General features: G+C 36.6%; 13 protein-coding genes. 8 read left to right on the top strand and 5 right to left on the bottom strand.

Annotation, left to right across the window (positions count from 1 at the left end; translation table 11 throughout):
- Positions 1 to 2: 2 nt before the first annotated feature.
- The 5 genes from NU887_RS06205 (at position 3) to NU887_RS06185 (ending at position 5586) form a co-directional block, all read left to right on the top strand.
- A complete protein-coding gene (locus NU887_RS06205) occupies positions 3 to 1025 on the top strand; it encodes a DUF354 domain-containing protein (RefSeq protein ID WP_258422503.1) in 1023 nt (340 codons plus the stop codon).
- Between the two features lie 6 nt (positions 1026 to 1031).
- Positions 1032 to 2339: a UDP-glucose dehydrogenase family protein gene (locus NU887_RS06200; protein ID WP_258422502.1), complete on the top strand. Its 1308-nt coding sequence runs from the start codon at positions 1032 to 1034 to the stop codon at positions 2337 to 2339.
- Positions 2340 to 2628: 289 nt separating this feature from the next.
- A complete protein-coding gene (locus tag NU887_RS06195) occupies positions 2629 to 3546 on the top strand; it encodes a delta-aminolevulinic acid dehydratase (RefSeq protein WP_258422501.1) in 918 nt (305 codons plus the stop codon).
- 133 nt (positions 3547 to 3679) lie between these two features.
- Positions 3680 to 4111, top strand: coding sequence for an acyltransferase (locus NU887_RS06190; protein ID WP_258422500.1), 432 nt, complete (start codon positions 3680 to 3682; stop codon positions 4109 to 4111).
- A 383-nt stretch (positions 4112 to 4494) separates the two neighbouring features.
- Positions 4495 to 5586: a glycosyltransferase family 4 protein gene (locus NU887_RS06185; protein WP_258422499.1), complete on the top strand. Its 1092-nt coding sequence runs from the start codon at positions 4495 to 4497 to the stop codon at positions 5584 to 5586.
- 559 nt (positions 5587 to 6145) lie between these two features.
- Here NU887_RS06185 and NU887_RS06180 read toward each other — a convergent pair.
- Positions 6146 to 7081, bottom strand: coding sequence for a UDP-glucuronic acid decarboxylase family protein (locus NU887_RS06180; protein ID WP_258422498.1), 936 nt, complete (start codon positions 7079 to 7081; stop codon positions 6146 to 6148).
- An 850-nt stretch (positions 7082 to 7931) separates the two neighbouring features.
- Here NU887_RS06180 and NU887_RS06175 point away from each other — a divergent pair.
- Positions 7932 to 8873 (top strand): glycosyltransferase family 4 protein, encoded by a 942-nt coding sequence (locus NU887_RS06175; protein ID WP_258422497.1) that lies wholly within the window; start codon positions 7932 to 7934, stop codon positions 8871 to 8873.
- 1029 nt (positions 8874 to 9902) lie between these two features.
- On the opposite strand, the gene NU887_RS06170 is transcribed toward NU887_RS06175, so the two are convergent.
- The 4 genes from NU887_RS06170 to NU887_RS06160 all read right to left on the bottom strand — a co-directional run bounded on the left by NU887_RS06170 (position 9903) and on the right by NU887_RS06160 (position 15683).
- Entirely contained in the window at positions 9903 to 14780 is a 4878-nt protein-coding gene (locus NU887_RS06170; protein ID WP_258422496.1) for a LamG-like jellyroll fold domain-containing protein, read from the bottom strand.
- 238 nt (positions 14781 to 15018) lie between these two features.
- Entirely contained in the window at positions 15019 to 15159 is a 141-nt protein-coding gene (locus tag NU887_RS06165; RefSeq protein ID WP_258422495.1) for a hypothetical protein, read from the bottom strand.
- A gap of 29 nt (positions 15160 to 15188) precedes the next feature.
- The gene (locus NU887_RS21245) at positions 15189 to 15377 is read right to left on the bottom strand and encodes a hypothetical protein (protein ID WP_420839729.1); all 189 of its coding nucleotides are present in this window, start codon (positions 15375 to 15377) and stop codon (positions 15189 to 15191) included.
- A 21-nt stretch (positions 15378 to 15398) separates the two neighbouring features.
- Positions 15399 to 15683 (bottom strand): hypothetical protein, encoded by a 285-nt coding sequence (locus tag NU887_RS06160; protein ID WP_258422494.1) that lies wholly within the window; start codon positions 15681 to 15683, stop codon positions 15399 to 15401.
- Between the two features lie 834 nt (positions 15684 to 16517).
- Here NU887_RS06160 and NU887_RS06155 point away from each other — a divergent pair.
- Both NU887_RS06155 and NU887_RS06150 read left to right on the top strand, forming a co-directional pair.
- A complete protein-coding gene (locus NU887_RS06155) occupies positions 16518 to 23234 on the top strand; it encodes a LamG-like jellyroll fold domain-containing protein (RefSeq protein ID WP_258422493.1) in 6717 nt (2238 codons plus the stop codon).
- Positions 23235 to 23723: 489 nt separating this feature from the next.
- Positions 23724 to 25828 (top strand): Ig-like domain-containing protein (locus tag NU887_RS06150; RefSeq protein WP_258422492.1); only part of this gene is annotated, 2105 nt, incomplete at its 3' end.

Here is a 25828-nt window from a genome sequence, read left to right as displayed (position 1 = left end):
TTATGAAAAATATTTTAATCGATATAAAACATCCAGCTCAATTAAATCTATTTAAAAACATTTCAAAAAATCTTCAAGGACAGGGTTGGAATGTAATTATCTGTTACCTTGATCGGGGAAAATTGCCAAAAATCATACAAAAGGAATACCCAAGTTTTGAATGCATTAAAGTTGGAAGTAGTAGAGGAACAAAATGGTCAATTTTTTGGGATGGAAATGTTGTCAGAACCGCTGATTTTATCAAAATAATTAAGGAAAAAAAAATTGACCTTTGCCTTGCTGCAAGCAGTGCGCCATTGGCCTTGGCATGTTTATATTGCAAGGTACCTTTATTACAGTTTTATGATGATCCAGAGAGAAAAGGCATCAACAAAGTAAACGAAATTCTATCTACAAAATTATTTTTCCCACCCATCATAAAGAAATCATCAAAAATTGAGTGGTTCAACTGTTTAAAGGAATGGAGTTACTTGAGCCCATCCTACTTCAAAGCAAACCCCGCTGTCTTAGATAAATTTGGATTAAAGCCTTATGGTTACGTTTTTGTAAGAGAGGTAAGCAATAAATCATTTAATTATTATAATCAGATGGATGCCATTGTTTGCAGTATTTCAAGCCAACTCGATCAAAACTTTCCTTTTTTACTTTCACTAGAAGACAAAACTATCAAAGATAAATTTCCTTCAAATTGGATCCTATTGGAGGAGCCTATAGAGGATATACATTCTCTCATTTACTATTCGAAACTCACTGTTTCTTCGGGTGACAGCATGGCGAGGGAAGGTTCTATGCTCGGTGTCCCTAGCATTTATTGCGGTATCAGAGAAATGAAAGCCAATCAGCTGCTGATTGATCGTGGTATTTTAGAACATTACCCTTTGGAAAATGCGATAGCACCAATTAATTCATCACTCCAATCTGAAACTAAAGCCCACCTTCAAGATAAAATACGGGAAGATTTATTGCTCGAATGGGATGATATGAACACATTTATGGAAAATAAAATCAAACAATATATTAAATAAAAAAAAATGGAAATCTCAATTTTTGGACTTGGTTACGTTGGATGCGTAAGCCTGGGTTGTCTCGCAAAAAATGGACACAACGTCATCGGAGTTGATGTAAATCAATTCAAAGTAGACCTGATTAATCAGGGATTGCCTACTATTGTAGAAAAAGATATAGATTCAATTATTTTAGAGGAGTTTAAAAGAGGCAAAATAACTGCAACTGTTTTTGCTGAGGAAGCCGTTTTGAATTCAGAAGTAAGTATTCTTTGTGTAGGTACTCCTTCTTCTCCTCAGGGCCATTTAAATTTGAGTTATATTTATAAAACAGCTGAACAAATTGGGGAAGCTCTCGCTAAGAAAGATAGCTTCCATGTTGTCATCATCAGGAGTACAGTAATGCCGGGCACCAATAAAAAAATCGGCGAAATTATAGAAAATAGTTCCTGCAAAAAAAGAGGGGTTGCCTTTTCCGTTGTATCTAATCCTGAATTTCTTCGAGAAGGTTCGGCTGTAAAAGATTACTATAACCCTGCAGTTACTGTAATTGGGGGTGATCATGAACTTGCCTTAAAAAAGGTAGCTTCAATTTATGAAGAACTTGATGCTCCTATTGAGATAACTGAAATAGAAGTTGCAGAAATCATAAAATATGTGAACAATTCGTTCCACGCCCTAAAAATCACCTTTGCCAACGAAGTTGGAAATATTTGTAAGGCACTTGAAATAGATTCACATCAAGTGATGCAAATATTCTGCAAAGATACCCATCTCAATATTTCACCTGCTTATTTCAAACCCGGTTTTGCATATGGGGGATCTTGTCTTCCTAAAGATCTGAAGGGTATGGTCACCTTAGCACATGACCATTACTTACTTTCTCCGGTTCTCAATGCGATACATGATTCTAACGAAAACCAAAAAAGACTTGCATTTGAGATAATACAAAGAACAGGAAAGAAAAAGATAGCTTTGATGGGTTTAAGTTTCAAGGAGGGTACAGATGACTTGAGGTATAGTCCATCTGTAGATTTGGCAGAAAAAATGATTGGAAAGGGATATTCTTTGTCAATATATGATAAAAACGTACACCTTTCAAAATTAGTTGGCGCAAATAAACAATTTATAGATGAACATTTGCCCCATTTATCGGATCTCATCACCAATGATCCGGTGGAAGCCATTGACAGTGCGGATATCATTTTAATCAACCATAAAAACTTTGAAGGTAAAAAATTTAAATCTGAACTTTCAAAAAAATCGGCTGTAATCGATCTTGTTAGAATAGAAGAATTAGAGGATTTAGCCAATTATCATGGTTTGTGTTGGTAAATAAGTTGCATTTTATTTAAAAAAATATAATATTCTTCAAATGAATGATATTCTTTCAGGCACACTTAGACTTCAGGAGCATATAATAAACAATAAATATAAAGGCTACGATCCTTATGATACTCTTTTGTCTCCCTACTTCAAACTCCCTCTACTTAGATCTAGGTTGATAAGGTTTGGGGCCCAACAAGTTTGTAAAAGGATACCCATCAATCTGAGGAAGGTTCTTGGTGTAAAAAAGGGACTAAACCCTGTTACAATCGGTCTTTGTATTCAAGCTTATTCGTATTTGGCAAAAGCAATCCCTTCAGATGAGGCGTTTTATAAAAAAGAAATTGGATTTCTTCTCGAACTTTTGGTCAAAAACAAGTCAGTTGGTTATAGCGGTATATGTTGGGGTTATGATTTTGATTGGGAGGCGAGGTATACAAAAATCAATGCTTATGTACCTACAAGCGTTGCCACTGGCATCATCACTAACTCACTTTTCGAAAGTTATTTGATTTTCCCAAATGAAAAGATCAAAGAAATTATTTTGGATGCTGTTAATTTCGTATTAAAAGACCTCAACCGCTCTTATGAAGGTGATCTCTTTTGCTTTTCATATTCGCCGGTTGACAAACAATTTGTATTGAATGCATCTTTAAAAGCAGCGAGATTACTTTCACAAGCTTATTTTTTCAATTCAGACCCTGAATTGAAAAAGATAGCCAAAACAGCTGTCCAATATGTGACAAGGGTTCAGAAAGAAAATGGTTCTTGGCCTTATGCCATGCATGATGCAAGATCTTGGGCAGACAACTACCATACCGGTTATAATTTGGATTGCATTGACGCTTACATGAATTTGTGTAAGGATCAAGAGTTTAAGAATGAATTTGAAAAGGGCCTTCAATTTTATATCACAAATTTTTTTGAAAATGAAGAGATTCCAAAATTTTATGACAACAAAATTTTCCCCATAGACAGCACTGCCGCTGCGCAGTCTCTCTTATCCTTAAGTCGATTTGGAAAGTTGGACTTGGCCAAGAAAGTAGGATTATGGATGTGCAATAACATGCAAGATAAAAACGGTGGTTTTTATTTTAGGATACATAAGCATTACAAGGATAAAACTATTTTCATGCGTTGGAACAATGCATGGATGTTTGCAGGTTTAAGTTATTACCTATATCAAAATCATAATAAAGAATATGAAAACAAATAGGTTCAAAAAAAGCGGATTTAAAGGTGAAGTCATCAAATATTTTCATTTTTTTTATTTAAGCTTTGCCAACCATATTGTATCAAGGATTCCAAGTTATTTTCTGAGAAGATTAATTTATAAATACATTTATGGAATGAAAATTGGTAAGGACACCAATATCCAAATGGGCTTGAGGGTATATTCCCCTTGGAATATTGTTATTGGGTCGAATTGTTCCATTGGACACGATTCACTATTGGATGGAAGGAGAGGAATTCGAATAGGAGACAATGTTGATTTAGCAGGGCACATCAAAATTATGACTTTAGGACACGATTTGGATGATCCTGAATACCCTACCGTAGGTGCTTCGGTGGTTATTCAGGATAATGCAAGCCTTTTTTTGGGTGTCTCCGTGCTTCCCGGAAGAACAATTGCAGAAGGTACGGCTGTTGCCCTTGACTCTGTCATAACTAAGGATACTGAACCATGGTCTATTTATGCAGGAAATCCTGCAAAAAAAATAAGGAACAGAAGAATCGATCATTTAAGTTATCATAGAAACTACAAAAGATACTTTCACTGAAAGCACATAAATGTTTAAAAAAACAAAGATGCCCAGAAAGTAAAATCTTAACCCTCAATAACCAAAATATTATTTCAATCCAGTATTCTAATTTGGATAGTCCCATTTGTTTGTAATTGAAAACACTGATGGATATAGACTACTAAAAAGAGGTTTTTTAAGCCTAATTCCAATTTCATTGGGATGGAAGTAAATATTGGGTTTTTAAATAATGGAAAACAAAAATTGTTTCAATTTGAAAGGAAATTTTGCTATCTGTTATATTTACACATTTAAAATGAATAATTGAAAGTTATTGAAAGTTATTGAAAGTTATTGAAAGTTTTTGCATTTGTAATTTAAAGCATTTGATTTGCTAAGAATTACTTTCACCACACTGATTTATGAAAGTATTGATACTTACTCCATATTTTGACAAACCCGGAGGGGTTGCGGTTTATTTTTCCTCCCTCAAAAAAGTAATGGGAAATAATTATGAATTTTTTTTCAGGGGGAATAAGAGTACAATCAGAAGTCCTAAAGTTATTTTTCAATACATTTTAGATTATTCCAAATTTTTGATTCATTTAATCAATAACCAATATGATGTTTTTTTGATAAACACCTCCTTTGCAGCCACAGGGTGTAAAAGAGATCAAGTGTATATCAATATTCTCAAACTTTTAGACAAAAAAATGGTAGTTTTTTTTCATGGTTGGGATAAAGAATATGAAATAAAAACAGACAAATACAAGCAATCAAATGCATATCCTCTAAAATCATTCAAAAAAGTAGACTCTATGGTAGTCTTAGCCTCCGAGTTTAAGGAGAAATTGGTTTCATGGGGTTTTAATCAAAAAATATATATTGAAACGACTGTAGTTGATTCTTTCCTTACCGATGGCCTAATTTCGAGGAAAATATGGAATGAACATACTAATTTTCCTATTGTATTCTTATTTATGGCAAGAATAGAAAAGGAAAAAGGAATTTTTGAAGCTGTAAATTTATTCAGGGAACTTCAAAACCAACTCCCAAATAAACAACTTCAATTCAAAATTGCAGGGAGTGGTTCAGCATTAGATTCTTTGAAAGATTATGTCCAATCTGAAATGATCACAAATATTGAATTTTTGGGACATATTTCGGGCAAGGAAAAGAAGGATGCTTTTTTATCCTCCCATGTATTTCTATTTCCAAGTATGCATGGCGAGGGAATGCCTATTTGCCTTTTGGAAGCAATGGCATTTGGTTTACCTTTGGTTACCTCAATTGTTGGAGGAGTAAAAGATTTTTTTATTGAGGGAAAAATGGGGATTTCAATTAATCCCTTCGAAGCATTGTCTACAGAAACAGTTGGAAAAATTCAGGACCTTCTATCTAACTTAGATGCAATTCAAGAAATCAGTGATTATAACTTTCAGTTTGCCAAAGAAAATTTTTATGCCAAGGAGGTTGCTAAAAGGCTTGAGGATATATTGAAGGAAACAATTTAGTCGATTTCATAATTTTTATTTTTACTCATGAAAATAAATGGATTGAATGCAACCTCAATGGCTCAAAGACTTTCACTTTCAATAACCTCCTTTAATTAATTGGAATATTATCATTTCAACATTTTTTACTTAACATCGATCCGATAAATACTACTAAAGATTAGGTTTATTTTTTCTTTTAACGCACTAATTTTCATTAACAAAACAAGACAACCGATTTTTATCTTATTTCGACATGCCTCCAGGTTGTATCTTCTTTTTCAGGGTGATTTTAAGTAATTGCGTTGGTTTAATTACCAAACTCATTAAATATCTAGAAAAGCATTATTCAAGAATTTCTCTAAAACTTGATTCAGCCATAATTATTTTAGGAGAATCGTTTAAATTCAGCAAGTATCAATTAAGTCAAATCGAATTCAAACCTTATTTTATTTCAATGGAAATAAAATATACCCGAATAAAATAACCCACTTGTATCCAATTTTATAGATAGCTCCCTTTAGAATTTTATTTTCGAATAACAACTAGGAAATATGGATTATGAAAAAGAGAATAAAACCTAATTTATAACTTTCTTAAAATATTCGATCGTTTTTGATAAACCTTCTTTCAATTGTACTTTTGGTTCCCAATCCAATTCCTTTCTAGCCAAATCAATGATTGGCTGTCTTTGCATCGGATCATCTTGAGGTAGAGGTAAGAATTTCAATTTACTTTTACTTTCAGTAAGTTCTATGACCTTTTGGGCCAATTCCAACATAGTGAATTCTCCGGGGTTTCCGATATTAACAGGGCCTGTAAATCCGTCCCTTGAATTCATAAGGCGATACATTCCTTCTATCAAATCATCTACATAACAGAAACTCCTTGTTTGCATTCCATCTCCGAAAACAGTAATATCTTCCCCCTTCAAGGCCTGGACAATGAAATTACTAACCACCCTACCATCATTTGGATGCATTCTTGGCCCATAGGTATTGAAAATCCGCATGACTTTTATATCCACTTTATGTTGCCTATGGTAATCGAAAAACAAAGTTTCTGCACATCTTTTTCCTTCATCGTAGCAAGCACGAATTCCTATTGTATTTACTGATCCTTTATATGATTCAGGTTGGGGATGGATTTCAGGATCTCCATAAACCTCCGATGTAGAAGCTTGAAGAATCTTGATTTTCAAACGTTTTGCCAATCCCAACATATTGATCGCACCAATAACACTTGTTTTGGTGGTTTGAACGGGGTCAAACTGATAGTGTACAGGACTTGCAGGGCAAGCTAAATTATAAATTTGGTCAACTTCAACAAACAATGGAAAAGTGACATCATGTCGCAAAAATTCAAAATTTTTATTGTCCAACAAATGGTGGATATTTACTTTTCTTCCTGTAAAAAGATTGTCAACACATAGCACTTCATTGCCTTCTTTTAAAAGTCTATCACATAAATGGGAACCCAAAAAACCTGCTCCCCCAGAAATCAAAATTCTTTTCATAAGTTTTAATTTAAACTCAAAGAAAATAAAATTCTCGTTAAAAAATGGGAGCTTAATCTATTTTTTTAAAGTAAATTAAAACTAACAGGTAGAAACATAATAAATAAAGAATTATTTTAATGACCTAAACCTGTAAAAATCAATAATGGTTTTGATTTTCATAAAATTACATTATTTATTGTGCTTGATTCGGGTTGGGGAAATACAAAAATTTAAGTCGATTTTATCTATGATTTTTTTTTACGCGATTAAACATGATATCTTGATTTGACATCAGAAAAAAAACAAAAATATTATAACATTTTATTTTTCTGGATTAAGTTTGTGTATGATCGCTATTCATAAAATAATATACATCAATGTAAAAAAATTAAGCTTCATTTAAGAAAAAATGCCTGAATAGTTTCTTGAAATTGCTTCAATTTAGACATTGTTATAATTAGTTTACATAGAAAATTAAAGCTACATACCGAGTGATATTCCTTTTTCAATTCTTCTTTCCTGAATATAAAGTTGAGGAAAATCCTAATCATTATTTACAAAAAGAACCTAAGAAAATCAGTTTTTAAAGAAAGAAATATTTTTAGTGTTTGCTATCTTAAGGGGCAATAAATTCTATTAATTTAGAGGAATATTTCAATTTTATTTTAATACGGTAATGGAAAAAAGAAAAATATTGTTTGTCCATTTGGGATCATTTTCTCACATAAACAATGCTGTAATCCAGGAATTTAAATCAATATTTCATTCCTATGAAATTGAAATAATTGATTTGGAATTACTTCTGAAAAGGATGTCCTTAAAAAACAAGCTTTTATTGACCCTTAATGCTATTCCAATTACAAAAAATTTGACTCGGAAAGGCCTCAAGGAAAACGAAAAAAAAAGTGGCTACTTTTGGGAACTCACCAATAGGTTGATCAAAAATGCCGCAAAAAGTCAGGATTACTTGTTCACATTTCAAACCCAATCCAATTTTGATGGGAAAATAGGTCCTTTTCCTCATTTTATCTATACAGACCATACCCATTTGGTTAATCTGGAATACCCTGAATATTTAGAGGAAAATTTGAATGTTAAATCTTGGCAGCGAAAAGAAAAGGATTTTTATAAAAGATCTCAAGGAATATTTACCATGAGCAACCATGTTAAAAACTCTCTCCTTAACCAATACCAAATTGATCCAAAAAAAGTTAAATGCGTTTTTGCTGGCGCCAATATCACTCAAACAGATATTATTTATCCTTTAGGTAGGTATCAGCGAAAAAAAATATTGTTTGTAGGTGTGGATTGGGAAAGAAAAGGAGGACCAGAATTGATAGAAGCGTTCAAATTAGTCCTGAAAGCACATCCTGAAGCACAATTGGATATTGTAGGATGTAATCCCAAGATTGATGTTCCAAATGTTAAAATTTGGGGCAAACTTCCTATCAAAGAAGTTAAAAAAATTTACGAATCGGCTTCAATTTTTTGTATGCCTTCCAAAAGAGAACCTTTTGGGATCGTCTATTTGGAAGCCATGGCCTATAAACTTCCAATAGTTGCACTCAAAATCGGGGCATTACCTGATTTTGTAGAAGAAGGAAAAACAGGATTTTTAGTAAATCATAGAGAAATCAAAATCATGGCTGATAGGTTAATTCAATTATTGGACCAACCGACTCTTGCCAAAGAAATGGGTGAAACTTCATATAAAAAAGTGAAAGAACAGTACACCTGGGAAAATTCCGTTTCTGAAATCAAAAAATTTATTGACTCACTTAACATTTTCAAACAAACTGATTACTTGTAATTATTTAAATTAATTTCAATTTAGAAATAGGGTTGTAGAAATCGACCATGGGCAATTAACGTCATCCCAAAGCTGTTTTGTTCTCATGCAGGTTTTATAGTTTACTGCTTTTCAAGTCTTTTTCCATAAAATTGGCTGATCTGGCCATTTTTAAACCCGATAAATTACCATTACCGAGAGTTAAAAAGTCCCCTACACAAGCTATTTGATATACAGGGAGAAAACGACCTTATTTTAATGCAGGACCCGAATCTGATTGGACCGTTTGCTTAAAAATACAAAAACATCTATGTCGATCAGATCAAAAGTATTTTGTTAAATACCGGGCATGCGGGTGAATTAATACAAAAGCGAATATAGGTAGGCTGTATATTCTTGGTCTAGCTCGGCAGAGCAAGCAACAAAGAAGCTTTTTGATTAATTCGATATCCACATTTTCGAAAAATTAACTGCTTACTCTCGATGGACAACTAATTCTGACGACCAGTTTTCTTTAGAAACCAAGATCAGGGGTGAAAACAGAAAATGATGGTTGTCAAATTTTAGAAGTTTCCTTCATTCTGAACTTCTTACACAAATAATAAAATGCTGTCCTTGAAACACCCTTTTCCTTTGAGAAAGGAACTTTGCTCTATCCAAAAACCTAGTACCTGCTAAACAGGACATAATAATCGTTTTTGATTATTTTTTCCATTTTACAACCTTGCGATATAGCCAATTATATGGAAATATGGGATTTATCAAATGGATACAGTTGTTCAGCATTGGATAAAATGAAGTACCTTCTTTATCGAGCTCTTAAAAGACAATTTTATGTCTTACAATCTAAAAAAGGACTTTTTTCTATTTCAGACAGTTTTTAGAACAAGAAAAAGTGACTTTCTAGCAGCACTTTTCAAAAAATCTTCTTTGAATCTTGACAACAGATTCCATATAACAACCAATTCAACTTTAACTGCAAATATAACTTATGCATTAATTTGTGAAATTTATTTTCCAAGTCAATTCGCATAGCCTCTCTCTAGTTATCTACTTCTTAAAAAACCGCAAAACTTCCCTGTGTGAATTATCCTGCAGTAAGAGAACATAAATACCATTATTTAGAGCCAAATCATTGATATCCAAATACAATGTACTATTAACTACCTGACTATATGAATTCAGAATTAAGCGACCGTTAATGTCGTAGATGGTTATCCAAATTTTATCATTTTCAAGCCATAGATTCCGCAAATTGATTTGACTGTCGACCGGGTTTGGAAACAAAATGACCTTCTTTAACCCTTTTTGTTCGTCGACTATATGATCTTGCAATAATTCATCATTTACAGCTTTAGAGGGATTGTTGATTTGACCTTTCTCATTCGTTTCCTCCATTAATCGCATGGCCTGTTGCGCAGGTTTTGCCAAAGCCAAAACTTCATCAGCAGTAAGTGCTTTGCCGTAGATACGCAGGTCATCAAAACCACCATTAAGCCTTTGGATATCCCCCATTGCACCAATAACAAGGTCTCCAGCACTAGTACTTATTCCAATCGTTGTACCGTAGGTTTTACTAACATTCTCTTCACCGTTGATGTAGATTTTGCTTGTCCGTCCGTCAAATGTTGCCGCTATATGTATCCATTTCCCCAAATCACCGGCATAGCTGTATGGGGTAACTATTCGATAGGTACTTCCGTTATTAGTCCTATTCAGACGAAACTCTACTTTTCCTTCCATTGTCAACCATAGTTCAAAACCATTTCCTGACGATTTGCTAACAAGAGTACCTCTATGAAGAATGTTAGGTTTTACCCAAGCTGCAATGCTGATTTCCTTTGGAATTGAAAGGACTTCCTGATGAGGCACTAGAGCGAATCGGTCGGATTTCCCGGTCAAATATATAGCTTGTCCTATCTTACCGGAGGACCAGGTGATGCCTGAATTATCGACAAAAGTGGCATGGAGCCCATTTATAGTTTCGTCTTTAAGTGAATTACCTGACCCTTCTTCCATTTGCCAATGGCCAATCAAATCTGAAAGAGGTTTTTCTTGTATTGAACTACTATTCATCGCTAAAAGGATCTCCTCTAGACTAAGGGACCGATTAAACAAACGAATTTCGTCTAATGATCCTTGCCAGCGTTGAATTCCATCCATTGATCCCAATACCAAATTACCAGAAGTGGTGCCAATGTTGAAGGTGGTAAATGTTTTGGATGCATCTTCTTCACCGTTGACATAAATTTTCATGGTCCTTCCATCAAATGAGGCGGCTACGTGTATCCATTGGTTAAGTGAATTGTTATAACTAAAATTGGAAAGAATTCGGTATGTTGTTCCGTTTGAGGCTCTGTTCAATCGAAACTCAATTTTACCATCAATAGTGAACCACAACTCAAAACCCTTGCCAGCTGATTTGTACAGAATAGTACCTCGATGAACACTTGTTGCCTTGACCCAGGCAGTCATACTCAAGGCACTGGTGATTTCCAAGCTAGAGTTATGTGGAATACTTGCAAAATTTCTGCCAGCCAAAGCTAGGGCATTTCCTTTTACTCCTTGTACCCATGTCGCACCTGTTGTGTTTTGTATACTAAGATGGTTGTTCTTCCCGGATTGATCCATGAGGGTCATTCCGCTACCTTCTTCCATGGTCCAATATCCAATTAAGCCTACATTCAAGGGATTGGTTCCGGATTGCCCTTGTGTTGAAAAATTCCAGACTGCCGACCAATTGGAATCGATACTTCCTGCTTTTGCTCTAATTCGCCAGAAATAAGTCTTGCCCTCTATTAGACTCTGGAAATTTGCACTGTTTGAAGAAAGGCCTGTCTGGGAAAATGCAATTGTTGAAAATGTACTGTTTTCAGAGACTTGGACTTCGTAAGCCGTTGCATTTTGGACGGGATTCCATAAAAGAGTAAGATTCCTAGATTGGTTTAAAGCTGCGTTAGTTGGTGACACCAAAATTGGTTGATCTAGAATTATATCCCCATTTGTTGTACTAAACATAGATATTGCTGAGTATGGTCCAGTCCCTATGGGATTGTAAGTCCGTACCCTCCAATAGTAAGTTCTGTTGGCTGTAAGTTGGGGAACAATCCAGGTGGTTCCCCTGATCGAGCTACGGGAAAAAGTGAGGGAATTGAAGTTTATAGACTCAGAAACCTCAAGACGGTAAAACTCTGCACTTGGCTGATTTTGCCAAACGAACTCCACGTTTTGGGCACCCACTACAGCACTGTTCTTTGGGCTTGAGAGAATTGCAATAGAAGGAACGGTTGAAGCTGAGGCGGATCTCACTTTCCTTACCTCTCCCACGGGTCCGTTCCCCGCCTCGTTGCTTCCCCATACCCGCCAAAAGTATTGCGTATTCACTTGAAGGTTGCTAATAGTTCTCGAAGTTCCAGTAATGTTGTTAATATTGGCCACCATGGTTCCAAAATCCTCCCGATTTGAAACCTGAAGGGTATAGCTTTGTGCAATTGGATTTTCCGTCCAAGAAAACGTAATCGAAGTGGAAAAAATATTTGAGTCATGTTCTGGACTGGCCAATTGAATTACAGCGGGGACCTGTGTGAAAGAACCGGTTTTAAAAACGGAAAAATTTTGTGAATACCAGCCAGTCCCAGTCCGATTTACGCCCACAATTCGCCAATAATAGGTTTTATTTGGATCCAGATTGGAAATGGTAAAAGAATTATCTGTGAGACCGGACTTGTCTAAAAATGGCGAACTTAGATTACTATTAGTTGATATTACTAATCTGTAAGTGTCTGCCTCAGGGAGGTTTTCCCATTCCAAAACCACATTAACAGGATTGATGATAACCCCATTTGTCGGACGAATAGGAATAACCCATCCAGGAACACTACTCATTGAAACCGTTTTGAAGCTTCCTGTGGCCGAATATGATCCTATTCCGTTCGAGTTTCGGGCTCGAACCCTCCAAAAATAGGTTGTGTTTTCCAACAATTTGGGACTTTGGTAACTAGTGGGAGTGATTCCTATTTGGCTAAATATAGTGGATGAAAAGTTGGAAACCGTTGAAATCTGCAAGTCATAACTAAGGGCATTAGGCACTTTGGACCAGCTGACTGCAGGGTTTAAAGAAACGCCTTCCTTTCCAGAATCGGGCTCAAGAAGCAAAGGTTGGCCTGGAGTATTACTCACCGAATTGGTTTGAAAACTCCTTGTATTTGAATAGGATCCTGATACCCCATTACGTACCCCTCTTACTCGCCAAAAATAGGTGCTGTTGGCATCTAATTTCGGGTATACAATACTGAGGTTTCTCAAATTGCTGAGTATTATGTTGCCACTGGCGAAAGTTGAGGACTTTGAGATTTGAATTTGATAGGTATCTGCGTTGGGTACCAGTTCCCAAGCAAAACTAATATCCATTGGTGAAATATTGTTTGCATTAGCTGCTGGCAAAATAGGTACCACTGTAAGCGGCGTGTTAGGATATTGGTTTTTAACCAAAATATCCACCAATGAATTGATGTACATCTCAATATCCGTATAGTAGGGACTTAAATTATATTCTCGGTCATTGGAACGTATTGGATTTAGGTTATTGGCCGATTCCCAAGCGTCCGGTATACCATCTCGGTCAGTATCCAAAGGCGTTGGAAGACTTCTTAGTGTTGGCCAGCCGCCGACATCATTTTGGCTATCAATAATGCCAAATCGAGACCCTTTTGAACCCGAAAAGGTGAAAGTACCATTTCTTGTTTCTTGGACGACTCTTGTATCCACGGGGTCTCTTACTAAGCTGGCCCCTGAGTAATCTAACACCCTAAAATACGATTCTTGACCAGTGGGAATATAGCTATAGACATTGGTAGGTAGTGCGGAGTTGAGCTTTGTACTTTCCAAAAATTGTTTTGTTAACTCCGAAGTTTCCAGTTTTACCCCTGTCCAGTTATTGGTACTTACGGAGGAATTGCCATTCAATATGTTCCCATTCAAAAAAAACTTGCCATAAATCGTGCTACTTCCATTGAAGGTTCCTGTTGCATTCAAGAAAAAGTTTCGGGCCTCAGATGATGTAGTTGCAGGACCCGGTTTATAAAAATTGTTAATCAAGTTAAAATTCCCTCCATCTCCGTTGGTTGAGGCACGGTCCTGCCAATTGTAAATTACGTTGTTTCTAAAATCAGTTACTCCCCTCCATTCCACCAGTTCTTGGGAGTTTTTGTACAAACCCATATGATCAAACATATTCATCCTATCGATGGCATGGGCGAGAAGGTTATGGTGCCAGGACACGTTTTTACCACCTACAATCGCACCGTATCCATGTCTGCCTTTCGAATGTACACTGTTGTTTAAGGCTTCAGAGATAATGCTCCATTGAATGGTAAAGTTTCGGACAGCGTAAAATGATGCAATCTCATCTGTGCCCCATGAAAAAGTACAATGGTCAAAAATTGCATTGTCTATGTATACGCCAAAACCGGCTTGCAATTCCAATCCAGAGGTATCTCCTGGTCTGAATCTGATATATCTGACGATTATATTTTTAGCATTGGTGAAGTTCAAGCGGTGATTAGCTATTGTGATCCCATCTCCTGGAGCTGACTGTCCTGCAATCGTAAGATCGGGACTAGTCACGTTGATTGGACTTTGCAAAAAGATTGTCCCTGACACTTCAAAAACTACGATTCTTGAACCAGAGCTTGTTACAGCATCCCGAAGACTTCCAGGGCCTGAATCATTAAGATTTGTCACCTTGAGAACTTGACCTCCCCTTCCTCCTGAGGCATATTTGCCAAAACCCTCGGCCCCGGGGAAAGCAATAACTTTTTGAAGATTAGGATCAAAATCTGAAACAGAATAAGTTTGTGAAAAAACGAAGGGAGAATTGAAAAAAATTATAAAGGCAAGAAACAGAGTCTTTTTATAAAACAAATACATGGCTTGTGATTTACTAGGGCTTTCAAATAAATAGTTAATTTAAAAATCACTTACGTGAATTTTTAAATTTCTTAGCAAATACTTTGCCGAATTTTTTTTCTATCATTTTTTTTCCACAAAAGGTCGACTGAAATCGAAAATAGTGAAAGGAGTTTTAATGCGAGGGAAATGTAGTTTTTTATAATTTTGTTTTGAAAAGCAAGCCTATACGTTAAAAAAAAGATGTTTGACCTGAGTTCTATAGTTCCTCTTTAAGCACTTTTTCAGGATTGTTCAGAACATTGATCAGGTGGATATAATTTAACATGAGGAATCTGACCAAAGCAATCATATTGGAGCAGACCCAGTTCCTTTTGACTGTCTTATTGAAAACTTCCATTAGCAAAAGTGATTTTAGGGAGCACCAGTTCAGATTTCAATTTCATTCTGGTTATCGCCCAGGAAATATATGAGAGGGAAGTTCTGTTTGAGCTTTTTGAACAGCAGTTCAATCTGCCAATTGTGCTTATATATCCCCGCAATAGTGGAGGCTTCCTGAACTTTGCTTTTTATAAAAAAGATAAGCAGTTTAGAGTTTTCATAATTCCAATTTGCAATCTTAATTAGCTTCCAAGCCTCTTATTCCCCATTTCCGGTATGGTTGACCGAGAAAGTTCCGTCTTTGAGGATATCAAGGTTTCTTTCATCAGGAGGATCGGATTCATTTATACTTTTGTAAAGGGCTTTCTCCCTCATTCTGGTGATAAAATAAATACCTCTTACCTCTGTCAGTTCACTTTGCGTATTGCGGATAATCTGTATTCCCCATATCCATGACAACAAAAGGGACGTCAGGAATATTGAAATGTTTAAGGATAGTTTGGCAATACGGCTTCTTTCGGTAAACCTGACTACACTAACCATAAGCTCGAATAACAAATATTTTAACGTATTTTTTAATTTTTATTTCTTTTTCAGTCTTTTGGGGGCTTCCAATATCCCTAAGATTGTCATTGAACAAGCTTATAATAGTAGATAATTATATACAGCTTTTGAATAACTTCCATTCTGAGTCTGCTATCCGTTAAAATATTACAGTATTTTCAAATAGTCTCAAGTAAATGTCGATAAACAATTTGCTGAGCCTTTTACTGTTACCATCGGAGATGGTATACCAAGGTATATAGGTTTGTTCTGCCAATCTAAAAGACCGACAGAAAGCTCTGACAGCGAGGTTACTCAATTAAAAGAAAAGAAAACCATGGTCACAAGATGTTGCCAGGTATAAAATTTCTAGTAACAACTATTAGACTATGGCTTGGACCTGAGATAAAGCCGTTCTGTCAATGAAAGAAAGAAGCTGAGAAAAAATTGGCTTTCCGAAGAAATTTATATTTTTCATGTAAAGATTTGTATTTTGTGGTAAACTGAAAATACAGAAAAAAGGGTAGGCTTTATAAGCAGAGCTTACCCTTCATTAAAAATTGTTTCTCAGAAATTATTTGTTTTAAACTCAAAAAAATATATTTCATATTCAGTTTATTGCGTTTTAAAATTTTTTTTTTACATTTGAATGTTATTTTAATTTACAATTATAGAATAATTTCTGCATGGATTTGTATATCTACACCACTTTAAAAATATAAGAAATAACCCATGTTTATAGCATTTATTCTATCAAAATTTAATTATTCATTTAAAATTTATTTATCTCAAACGTAAAAATTAGGTTTTTTTTAACAATTAAATTTTATCTTCATGAGTCATATTTTAAAGTTTCCTATTCTTTTCCTAAATTCTCTAATTTTGTTTTATTTGGCATTTGGCCAAATACCTGTTTATGGTCAAAGCGTGCAATTTGACCTAAGCACTTTAAATTTTAATGGTTTTACTCCACCTTCCGAAGGTACAGCCTTAATTTTTGGCCCGGATAATCGTTTGTATTTAACCCGAAGAAAAGGGGAAATTCAGGTATATACCATAATTAAAGATGCCAATAACAGTTACACTGTTTCAAACCATGAAATTATTTTTAATGTCAAAAACATTCCTAATTACGATGACCTTGGAACACCTGCTTGGGATGGGAACTTATCATCAAGAAAAACCAGACAAATAACTGGGATTGATGTGGTTGGAACAGCATCAAATCCTATTATTTATGTCAGTTCCAGTGACCCAAAATGGGGGGGGCCCACCGGAGACAAAGTCTTGGATACCAACTCTGGGATTATTACAAAATTGACTTGGACTGGCAGTAATTGGGATGCTGTTGATTTGGTACGGGGTTTGCCAAGATCAGAGGAAAATCATTCTCCTAATGCAGTGGAATATACTGTTATTAATGGAAAACCATATTTATTGGTAGCCAGCGGGGGGTTTACCAATGCGGGTGCCCCTAGTGCAAGCTTTGCCTGGATTACAGAATATGCTTTATCAGCTGCTTTGCTAAGCATTGATTTAGATGCAATTGAGGTTCTGCCTACCAAAACCGATTCTAGATCAGGCAGAAAGTTTAAATACGACATCCCTACCTTAGATGATCCTTCAAGGCCAAATGTCAATGGGATTTATAATCCCAATGAACCGGGGTATGATGGCATCGATGTAGGTGATCCCTTTGGTGGAAATGACGGGTTGAATATGGGGATGATAGTTGAAAACGGACCTGTACAGATTTTTTCTGCAGGCTATAGAAATGCATACGATTTTGTTGTGACCGAAGAAGGCAAGATATTTATTTCAGATAATGGGCCAAATGGAACTTGGGGAGGATTGCCCGAAAATGAAGGGATTCCAAGTATAGTAAACAATAATTATAATAGCTTAGAACCCGGAAACTCGAGTGGCCAGAAATCACCAAGTGGCGAATGGGTCAGGAATCAAGACCATTTGGAACTGATAACGCAAGATAAAGATAATTATCAATTTGGCAGTTATTATGGAGGGCATCCAACACCAATTCGGGCAAACCCTGGAGTCCCTTATTCCTTAGGTGCCTCTTTTCCATTTAATCCCGGAGGAGCTGGATTGTATACCAAATCAATTGGTGATGATGGTGGCTGGGTAAATTTACCACCACTCTATACTCCAAATGAAGTATTCCGTACCGAGATTTTAGAACCCATTGCTCCAGGCCAACCGGGTTTTGATTTTTATGCACAAAATTCTCTACCAGTCAACTGGCCTCCTGTTCCTTTGAGTCTTGCCAATCCAAATGAAGCTGATTATAGAGACCCCTTAAACCAAAATCCAAATGGTCCGCAACCTACATTTGTCACAATGTGGAAAAAAAATACTAATGGGATGGATGAATATAAAGCATCAAACTTTAATGGGGTATTGAAAGGGTCACTTATTGCAGGCAGAAATGATGGTTATTTGCATTTGGTCAGGTTAAATTCTGATGGTACTTTACTTTCCTTAGAGGAAGACAAATGGTTTTTGAATGGAGGAAATGCTCTTGGCATTACTACCCAAGGAGATGAGGACATATTTCCCGGGACGATTTGGGTGGCGACTTATGATAGTCGAATAAGTATTCTTACCCCTTCAAGCGTCCCATTTTGTCCTCCTCCAGGTGATCCTTTTTATGATCCCAGTGCAGATTATGACAATGATGGATTCACCAACCAAGATGAAATTGATAATGGAACTGCTTATTGCGATGGCGCCTCAAGACCTAATGATTTTGATGGTGATTTTATTTCTGATTTGAATGATCTTGATGATGATGGTGACGGCATACTTGATGCATTAGACCCTTTTCAATTAGGAGATGTATTAAACTTACCTATAAATAATGAACTTTTCTCTGACAAAACGGATGGATTAGGAAGGCCTTTTGGTTTTCGAGGATTGGGTCTTACGGGGTTGATGAATAATGGAGAATCAAACCCAAATTGGCTAAACTGGCTGGACAAACCCGGTTTTGGCCCACTAGAAAACGATATTTATGGTGGGGCTGCCGGTGCAATGCTGATGGCTATGACTGGCGGTACAGCAAATGGTTTGGCCAATAACCAAGAAAAAGGTTTTCAATTTGGAATCAATGTTGGCAATGAAACAGGAAAATTTCGAATATCAGCCGGACTTTTGGGATTTCAGGCAATAAATGGGTTTTATGATATAGACCATGATGGTGAAATGGGTATTCAAATGGGTGATGGTACCCAGAGTAATTTCTTGAAGTTGGTTTTAACCAAAACCAGTATTAAGGCTTCACTGGAAATTAACGATATCGAAGATCCAAATCCTATTATTATTCCTTTGTCAGTTGAAGATCGCCCTATGGGTTCCGAAACAGTTGTTTTTATTATCAATGCTGATCCTATTCTTGGAACTGTAGAACCTCAAATAAAAATCGGAAGCAGAGAAATTATTAGTCTTGGGACAATGATTCTCACAGGGAAAGTGTTGGAGGCTGTCCAGGACATCAGCAAACCCCTTGCTGTTGGTATCTTTGGCACATCCGCTAATCCTTCAAAAGAGTTTTTAATTAATTATGATTTCTTTAAGGTGGATGGAGAACAGCCTTATTTGACCAACCAAATTCCCAATATTACAAGGCAGGTATCCTCTCCGCCAAGGGAAATAGATTTGTCACAATTTTTTGGAGATAATTTCGGCGTAGAAAACCTTTCATTTTCATACAGTTCTACCATATTATCTCTGACTGGAGTTCAGATTGAAGGCAATATGCTTACCCTGACATTTCCTGATTCTCCCTATACAGGAGTGATCACCGTGAGGGCCACTGACTCCTTCGGTTATTTTGTAGAACAAAGTTTTGAAATTTCAGTCGTTAGGGCAAACCAAATCATTTACAGAATCAATGCAGGTGGACAAGAGGTAATAGGAGAAAATAATGCACCCAACTGGGTTCCAAACGATCAAAACGGCACGTATAATGGGATAGGGTATTCTGTAAACGGAGGAACCTCCTCGAGCAGTTCTCTGCTCTTTAACAACAAGCATACATCAATTCCTAGCTATATTTCTGAATCTACCTTCAATTCAATTTTTGGAAACCAAAGAGAAAAAACAGATGCGGGTAATTTGCGATACACAATACCTTTACCAAACGGTGTATATATCATTAATCTTTATTTGGGTGAAAATAGTGAAGGTCCGATAAATATCGATCAAAGAAAGTTTGATATCAGATTGGAAGGAAGCACCGTTAGAAGCAATTTGGATCTGGTACAGAAATATGGAAAGGGTGTTGCAGCTGTAGAACAATTTGAGGTCATTGTATCAGACGGACAATTGAATATTGAATTTGTCAAAAAAACAGGTAATCCAATAATCAATGCCATAGAGGTCATTGGAACTACTCTTTCAACACCTATATCTTTTACAAATCCAATCCCGGATCAAATCAATACTATTAATCAAGTACTTGATGGTAATTTATTGTGTTCCGCCACAGGAGGTATAGGTACAATTCTTTACAGTGCTTTAAACCTACCTCCGGGGATTGACATAGAACCGGTTAATGGAAGACTATATGGAACTGTCAGCCCTACTGCACAAACCAACCAAACCTATAATGTAACCATTTGGGCAACTGATTCGAATAGTCCTGTACCAAATCAAGAATTTACTACGTTTTCTTGGACTATTCTTCCTTTCGAAAATTGGAATATTGTCAATGAAAATCAAAATTACTCTGAGAGACACGAAGCTTCATTTGTACAGGCGGGTGAAAATTTCTATGTGATGGGTGGCCGAGAAAATTCTAAAACCATTGATGTTTATGATTACCATCAAGATAGCTGGAGAGCACTTAGCGGAGTAGCCCCAGTAAGTTTCAACCACTTCCAAGCGACTGAGTATAAAGGATATATTTGGGTGATCGGTGCTTTCGAAGACAATGCTTTCCCGAATGAAAAACCAGCGACCCATGTATGGATTTTTGATCCTGTTTTAGAGCAATATTTTCAAGGACCGGAAATCCCCGAAGATAGAAGAAGAGGATCAGCGGGTCTTGTTGTTCATAATGATAAATTCTATGTGATTGCAGGTAATAAATTAGGTCATAACGGTCAATATGTGCCTTATTTTGATGAATTTGATCCTTCCACAGGAATTTGGACTGTTTTGGGCGATGCACCCCGACCTAGAGATCATTTTCATGCAGTAACGATTGGGAATAAAATATATGTCGCGTCAGGGAGGTTATCAGGTGGACCGGGTGGTACTTTTGGACCTGTGATTAAAGAGGTCGATGTTTATGATTTTGAAACAGAAACTTGGAGTACACTCCCAAGTAGCTTAGATATTCCTACACCAAGGGCCGGTGCTGTCGTTGCTAATTTTGAAAATAAATTGCTTATAGCCGGAGGTGAAATTCCTGGAGTTGGGAATGAATTAGCACTAAACATCACAGAAATATTCGATCCACAAACTCAGACCTGGTCAACAGGACCCAATCTAAATTTCAGAAGACATGGTACGCAGGGAATTGTTTCGGGTAAAGGATTATTCGTTGCTGGTGGTTCACCTAACAGAGGAAGCGGAAGTCAAAGAAACATGGAATTTTACGGATTGAATGAACCGTTTGGAAATTCTATATCAAAGAGCCTTCTCGTTGGTCCAAATGCTATCAATATGGTCAATGGAATTTCAGAAGATTTTGAAATCGATATTTCTGAAGGAAATCAAGGTATCATTTTAAAAGAAATCACATTTACAGGGATAGATGCAGGGGATTTCACAGTTGTGCTAGGTGGTATTACAAATTCAATGTTATTGCCGTATTCAAGCCACACTTTAAGAATTGAATATATTGGAGAAAAAGACAATCCAGAGGCAAATTTGCTTATTAAATATGATATGGGCCTTGAGTTAGAAATACCCATAATTAATTCCTTATTAAAAGTTGATGGTTTTACATTGATAAATAATGAAAACAATGTGGATTTGGTAGAACTGGCTGACGGCTCACAGGTTCAATTGGGTCAAATAAATGGCTTAGAATTAAACTTAAAGGCAATTTCTAATCCAACTTCAGTTGGAAGCGTATTCTTATCTTTAACCGGGCCTGTAACCTTATCAAGATTTGATGATGAGGCACCTTATTCCCTTCTGGGTGATGAAGGCATCAGTTTGCCCTTAGGCGATTATTCAATAGTTGCTACTCCATACACAGGAGCCGGCGGTACAGGCATAGCAGGTAAACCCCTTTCTATACAATTTTCCATCGTCGATGATGTTATTCCCAACATTCCTGTTACCGGAATATCTATTAGTCCAACTAACCCATCCATAGAGGTTGGAGGTACATTACAGCTTGTCTCTACCATTTCTCCTACCAATGCTACAAACCAAAACATTATTTGGATTAGCTCTAACGAAAATGTGGCTACAGTAAATTCCACAGGATTGGTAATTGGCATATCTGTTGGGGATGCTATCATTTCCGCAATGTCCGAAGATGGGGATTATACCTCTTCCGCGTCTGTTTCAGTTATAGACACTCATTCTGATCTTAACCTTGTAGGCCATTGGAAGATGGAGGAAAACGGAGGAAACATACTCTTTGACCACTCAGGCAATGAAAACAACGCAACAGTAGTAAATATTACAGGAATATCATGGGTAAGCGGGCAGGAAGGTCTTGCACTCAAACCCACCGGAAATTCCGGCAGTTTTGGTTCTGTTCCCCACAATCCAAGCCTCGAATTCACAAATGAGATTACTGTTGCTGCATGGATCAAACCTTCTTCATTGGCTAAAAAGGCCATTATTTCCAAAGGTTCTCCGGATGGGTTTTTCTTGATGAACCAAACCAACGGAAAAATTGAATTCAGGTTCAATGGGACTACCAATGGTACTACATACCGGCTCCAATCCAACCAAAACTACCCTACCAACGGAACTTGGATGCATGTCGCCGTCACATTCAACGGTACAAAATCCGTGATCTATATCAACGGTGTAGAAGACAATTCGGCAACATACGCTCCTGTGACCATCAGACCTAATACCACCAATCTGCAAATTGGCGCTTGGGACGGTATCAACAGGTGGACCGGTGACCTTGATGAAGTCAGGCTGTACGGAAGAGCACTAAACAGTACCGAAATATTAAATTTGGCAAATTCAGGGGGATCCTTTAGAACCAATGAGAATCCGGTCATAAAAGGAGGATCAGCAAACTCTCAAGAAAATAATTCAGCACTCGAAAAAAATACCCAGGAAAGAGTTGAAAATTCCAAATTTGGCCTTAAAGTTTATCCTAATCCTGTGGAAGATGTCCTTTCCATAAAAATGAATGTCTTAGATGATGTAAAAGTTGGGATTTTAGTATATGACATGATGGGTAGAATGTATGTCAATCAGTCCACTATTACAGAAAATGGGGAGATTTTGCTTGATCTTAAACAATCAAGAATGGCAGCAGGAACTTATCTGCTCATGTTAGATATGGGTAATGGCAGATTTACTCAAGTCAAATTTATCAAGAAATAAAAGTTGAACTTTCCATTACATGATTGGCCTGAATATAAATCAGGCCAATCATGTAATGGAAAAATTGGGTGTTATAAGATTGGAAATCAGCGTTATTGAACTTTAAAAAAAATCAATCCAGTTTGGAGAAATAGATTAAAGTCGACTGTTAATTCCAATTGAAATCATGTTTTTCTTAGAGTATTATTTGTTGATCATCAAAAAAGCATTTATTTAAAATAAAATTTTTACATAAAAAAGTATAAAATGAATTATTATATCAACTCTTTGAATCAGCTAAAAATTAAAACAATTTTCCAGCTCCTGTTTGTTTTTATTTTATCTAGTTCTTTTATTCCTAATACACTCTATAAAACCAACTCCTTGCTGAATAAGGAGTTTTCAAATAGGAATCCAGATCTTATTTTTGACCATTTTTTAAGGTATAATTCTTCAATTCCTGAATTTAATTGTGAATCACAATTTCAGGAAATCAATGGTCTAGTGGTGATGGAAGCTGAAAACCTGGCTTATTCACCAAATTGGGTTGTCCAAAGCTCGGTTACAGGATTTACCGGGTCAGGATATCTAGTTTGGACAGGTCCTCAATATACCTCTGTTCCAGGAAATGGTCTAATCACAACTACAATATTTATTAATACACCTGGAGTCTATCAATTTCAATTTCGAAGCGCTGTAGGAAGAGGTGATTTAAAATCTGAACATAACGATGCTTGGGTTAGGTTTCCTGATGCCGACGATTTTTTTGCTGAGAAAGATGGTATAAAACTATATCCAAGAGGCAGTGGAAAAAGCCCAACAGTCAGTGGTGCAGGTTCAGGAGGTTGGTTTAAAGCTTTTGCAAGCAATTTAAACTGGTCATTTACAACCCAAACTAACGATGGAAATGGCTACCCTATATTTGTCCAATTTGATAAACCGGGTGAGTATACGATGGAATTGTCCGCAAGGTCTTCCTACCATTTAATAGATAGGATTATTCTTCATCAAAATGCATCAAGCCCAAGAGATTTGAATAAGCTCGAAACTACTTGTTCAATACAACCCCCTATTATAAATGTTTCGGGTATAACAGTTACTCCAAGCAATTCCAATTTGTTAGTTGGTAATTCTCAACAAATCGCTGCGAGTGTATCACCTGCAAATGCAACCAACAAAACTGTTATTTGGTCTTCCTCAAACCCGGCTATTGCAACTGTTAGTTCTAATGGATTGGTCTCTGCAGTTTCGGAAGGAACAACCAACATTACAGCAAGAACTCAAGATGGTAATTTCACAGGTACTTCTACTATTACCGTTTCACCAAACACTTCAATAATCGGAGTCACGGGTATTTCTGTCAATCCTAGCACAGCATTGGTTTTGGTAGGTAGTTCGCAACAGATTTTTGCGACTGTTGTACCTACAAATGCCACCAATAAGTCTATAAACTGGACTTCATCCAATTCTTCTGTTGCAAGTGTAAATTCGACTGGCTTGGTGACAGGAATTTCCGTTGGTTCAGCTTTGATTACCGCACGGACTCAGGATGGTGATTTTTCGGCAAGTACTTCAATAACCGTTAATCCAAACACCTCCTCTATCAGTATTGAAAGCTTTACTTTGGTCAACGCCGGTACAAATGATGATGTCATCATCTTAGAAAATAGCAGTATTCTAAATTTAGAACAACTACAAAACTTAAGTCTTAATTTTAGAGTAAATACCCTACCTTCGTTAATCGGAAGTGTGTTTATTTCTTTGACAGGACCAATCACGGCATCAAGGACAGAAAACGGAGCTCCATATTCTTTATTTGGTGATAGCAATGGAAATTACAGCGGTAGAAATTTACCAGCAGGGACTTATACTTTATCTGCAATTCCGTATTCAGGGTCTAACAGAAGTGGAACTGAGGGACCTACCACAACGATTGTATTTTCCATAATTGAGTCTGTTGTAGTTCCAGTTTCCGGAATAAGTACTTCTCCTACGGCAACTTCAGTTAATGTAGGTGATAGCCAACAAATAACAGCCACAATCATTCCTTCTAATGCCTCGAATAAAAATGTAATTTGGTCCTCTTCCAATCCATTGGTTGCCACAGTTAACTCTACAGGATTGGTAACAGGTTTATCTGTTGGGGATGCTATCATTACAGCAAGGTCCGAAGATGGGGATTTTACTTCCTCTTCGTCTGTTTCAGTTCTAGACACTCATTCTGATCTTAACCTTGTAGGCTATTGGAAACTGGAGGAAAACAGCGGAAACATACTCATTGACCACTCGGGCAATGGCAATAATGCCACAGTGGGAAACACCTCCGGAATGTCGTGGGTAAGCGGTCAGGAAGGTCTTGCACTCAGGCTCAGTGGCGGTTCCAACAGCTTCGGTACTGTTCCCCACAATCCAAGTCTTGATTTCAACAATGAAATTACCATTGCCGCATGGATCAAACCTTCTTCATTGGCTAAAAAGGCCATTATTTCCAAAGGTTCTCCGGATGGGTTTTTCTTGATGAACCAAACCAACGGAAAAATTGAATTCAGGTTCAATGGGACTACCAATGGTACTACATACCGGCTCCAATCCAACCAAAACTACCCTACCAACGG

The sequence above is a fragment of the Aquiflexum gelatinilyticum genome (genome assembly GCF_024741135.1).
In the GTDB taxonomy this organism is placed as follows: domain Bacteria; phylum Bacteroidota; class Bacteroidia; order Cytophagales; family Cyclobacteriaceae; genus Cognataquiflexum; species Cognataquiflexum gelatinilyticum.
The sequence above is the reverse complement of the archived record's forward strand: the minus strand, read 5'-3'. Positions and strand labels throughout refer to the sequence as shown.

Bases quoted from the DNA above. Each gene is read 5' to 3' on its own strand.
- NU887_RS06180 (WP_258422498.1), bottom strand. From the start codon at position 7,081: ATGAAAAGAATTTTGATTTCTGGGGGAGCAGGTTTTTTGGGTTCCCAT.
- NU887_RS06185 (WP_258422499.1), top strand. From the start codon at position 4,495: ATGAAAGTATTGATACTTACTCCATATTTTGACAAACCCGGAGGGGTT.
- NU887_RS06170 (WP_258422496.1), bottom strand. From the start codon at position 14,780: ATGTATTTGTTTTATAAAAAGACTCTGTTTCTTGCCTTTATAATTTTT.
- NU887_RS06190 (WP_258422500.1), top strand. From the start codon at position 3,680: ATGAAAATTGGTAAGGACACCAATATCCAAATGGGCTTGAGGGTATAT.
- NU887_RS06160 (WP_258422494.1), bottom strand. From the start codon at position 15,683: ATGGTTAGTGTAGTCAGGTTTACCGAAAGAAGCCGTATTGCCAAACTA.
- NU887_RS06165 (WP_258422495.1), bottom strand. From the start codon at position 15,159: ATGGAAGTTTTCAATAAGACAGTCAAAAGGAACTGGGTCTGCTCCAAT.
- NU887_RS06155 (WP_258422493.1), top strand. From the start codon at position 16,518: ATGAGTCATATTTTAAAGTTTCCTATTCTTTTCCTAAATTCTCTAATT.
- NU887_RS06205 (WP_258422503.1), top strand. From the start codon at position 3: ATGAAAAATATTTTAATCGATATAAAACATCCAGCTCAATTAAATCTA.
- NU887_RS06200 (WP_258422502.1), top strand. From the start codon at position 1,032: ATGGAAATCTCAATTTTTGGACTTGGTTACGTTGGATGCGTAAGCCTG.